The following is a 2500-nucleotide window of genomic DNA, read 5'->3' as shown; positions in this document are numbered from 1 at the left end:
CCTAACCAAACTCCGAATACCGGGAAGTACTAGCCGGCAGACACACAGTGGGTGCTAACGTCCATTGTGAAGAGGGAAACAACCCTGACCGCCAGTTAAGGTCCCTAAGTTATGGCTAAGTGGGAAAGGATGTAGAACTCCCAAAACAACCAGGATGTTGGCTTAGAAGCAGCCATCATTTAAAGAAAGCGTAACAGCTCACTGGTCTAAATAAGGGGTTCCGCGCCGAAAATGTACCGGGGCTCAAGCCATACACCGAAACTGCGGGTGTGATCTTCGGATCACGCGGTAGCGGAGCGTTCTGTAAGTCTGCGAAGGGAGACCCGTGAGGGCTCCTGGAGATATCAGAAGTGCGAATGCTGACATGAGTAACGATAAAGGGTGTGAGAGACACCCTCGCCGAAAGTCCAAGGGTTCCTGCTCAACGTTAATCGGAGCAGGGTTAGCCGGCCCCTAAGGCGAGGCCGAAAGGCGTAGTCGATGGGAATGCAGTTAATATTCTGCAGCTTGTGGGTAGTGACGGATGCCGTGTGTTGTATCCCCTTACTGGATTGGGGGTGCAGCGAAGGTGTTCCAGGAAATAGCTCCCACGTATAAACCGTACCCGAAACCGACACAGGTGGACTGGTAGAGCATACCAAGGCGCTTGAGAGAACTGTGCTGAAGGAACTCGGCAAATTGCTCCCGTAAGTTCGCGAGAAGGGAGACCTCATAGTGGGCAACCATTGTGGGGTGGCACAGACCAGGGGGTGGCGACTGTTTATCAAAAACACAGGGCTCTGCGAAGTCGCAAGACGACGTATAGGGTCTGACGCCTGCCCGGTGCCGGAAGGTTAAGAGGAGGTGTGCAAGCTCCGAATTGAAGCCCCGGTAAACGGCGGCCGTAACTATAACGGTCCTAAGGTAGCGAAATTCCTTGTCGGGTAAGTTCCGACCTGCACGAATGGCGTAACGACTTCCCCGCTGTCTCCAGCACAGACTCAGTGAAATTGAATTCCCCGTGAAGATGCGGGGTTCCTGCGGTCAGACGGAAAGACCCCGTGCACCTTTACTACAGCTTCACACTGGTATTCGTGTCGACATGTGTAGGATAGGTGGTAGACGTTGAAGCCAGGGCGCCAGCCTTGGTGGAGTCATCCTTGAAATACCACCCTTGTCTGCATGGATATCTAACCGCGGTACAACAATATCCGGGACCGTGTGTGGCGGGTAGTTTGACTGGGGCGGTCGCCTCCCAAATGGTAACGGAGGCGCGCGAAGGTGGGCTCAGAGCGGTCGGAAATCGCTCGTTGAGTGCAATGGCATAAGCCTGCCTGACTGCGAGACTGACAAGTCGAGCAGAGTCGAAAGACGGCCATAGTGATCCGGTGGTCCCTCGTGGAAGGGCCATCGCTCAACGGATAAAAGGTACGCCGGGGATAACAGGCTGATGATGCCCAAGAGTCCATATCGACGGCATTGTTTGGCACCTCGATGTCGACTCATCACATCCTGGGGCTGGAGCAGGTCCCAAGGGTTCGGCTGTTCGCCGATTAAAGTGGTACGTGAGTTGGGTTCAGAACGTCGCGAGACAGTTCGGTCCCTATCTGCCGTGGGTGTAGGAGAATTGAGAGGATCTGTCCCTAGTACGAGAGGACCGGGATGGACGTACCTCTGGTGGACCTGTTGTGGCGCCAGCCGCATTGCAGGGTAGCTATGTACGGAAGGGATAACCGCTGAAAGCATCTAAGCGGGAAACCCACCTCAAAACGAGTTCTCCCTGAAGAGCCGTGGAAGACCACCACGTCGATAGGAAGCGTGTGGAAGTGCAGCAATGCATGAAGCTTAGCTTTACTAATAGCTCGTTCGGCTTGATTACTCTCATTAGTCAATGTTCATCTTGAAGCCTGAAGGCTTCAACATCGGGTTTGTGCTCACGGGCGCAGCCCTCCGCGAGGGCGGCCTGACCGGCCGGCGCGCGGTGCGCTTGCAAAGCTGACGCTTCGTTGGTGCTAAAGTCATCGATTTAAAAAATAGACCAGTTCATGATCCCTCAAGGAAACGCCATCAAGCCGGAAGGTTTGACGCCCACGAATGTGGGCCGCCCGTCGGGCGCGTTCCCGCAGGCCAGCGCTTTTGTCAAAAGCGCGAACAGGCCGTGAGGGAAATTATCTGCCCTTTGCCGGCCTGGTGGCCCCAGCGGGGAGCCCCCACCCGATCCCATCCCGAACTCGGCCGTGAAACTCCCCAGCGCCAATGGTACTGCATCTTAAGGTGTGGGAGAGTAGGTCGCTGCCAGGCCTGCAAAGCGCAGATAATAAAGCTTCAACACGAAGCAATCTCTTCAATCCTCAAGAAATATAGCCTCTAGCGCGGGGTGGAGCAGCCCGGTAGCTCGTCAGGCTCATAACCTGAAGGTCGCAGGTTCAAATCCTGCCCCCGCAACCAAAATACACCAAAAAATAATACAACAAGCCTCGCAAAACAGCGGGGCTAAACGCGTTCAAGTCCCGTCAATGCA

1 tRNA gene and 2 rRNA genes (1 of these 3 cut by a window edge) are annotated in these 2500 nt (G+C 55.0%); all 3 read left to right on the top strand.

What is annotated here, in order from left to right:
• Positions 1–1858, top strand: a 23S ribosomal RNA gene (locus IG616_RS22785); it begins 877 nt to the left of the window's first position.
• 307 nt (positions 1859–2165) lie between these two features.
• Positions 2166–2280, top strand: a 5S ribosomal RNA gene (rrf, locus tag IG616_RS22780).
• Between the two features lie 70 nt (positions 2281–2350).
• Positions 2351–2427 (top strand) — tRNA-Met (locus IG616_RS22775).
• Positions 2428–2500 lie beyond the last annotated feature (73 nt).

This window comes from Roseibium litorale (assembly GCF_014842915.1).
GTDB lineage: Bacteria > Pseudomonadota > Alphaproteobacteria > Rhizobiales > Stappiaceae > Roseibium > Roseibium litorale.
The sequence above is the reverse complement of the archived record's forward strand: the minus strand, read 5'-3'. Positions and strand labels throughout refer to the sequence as shown.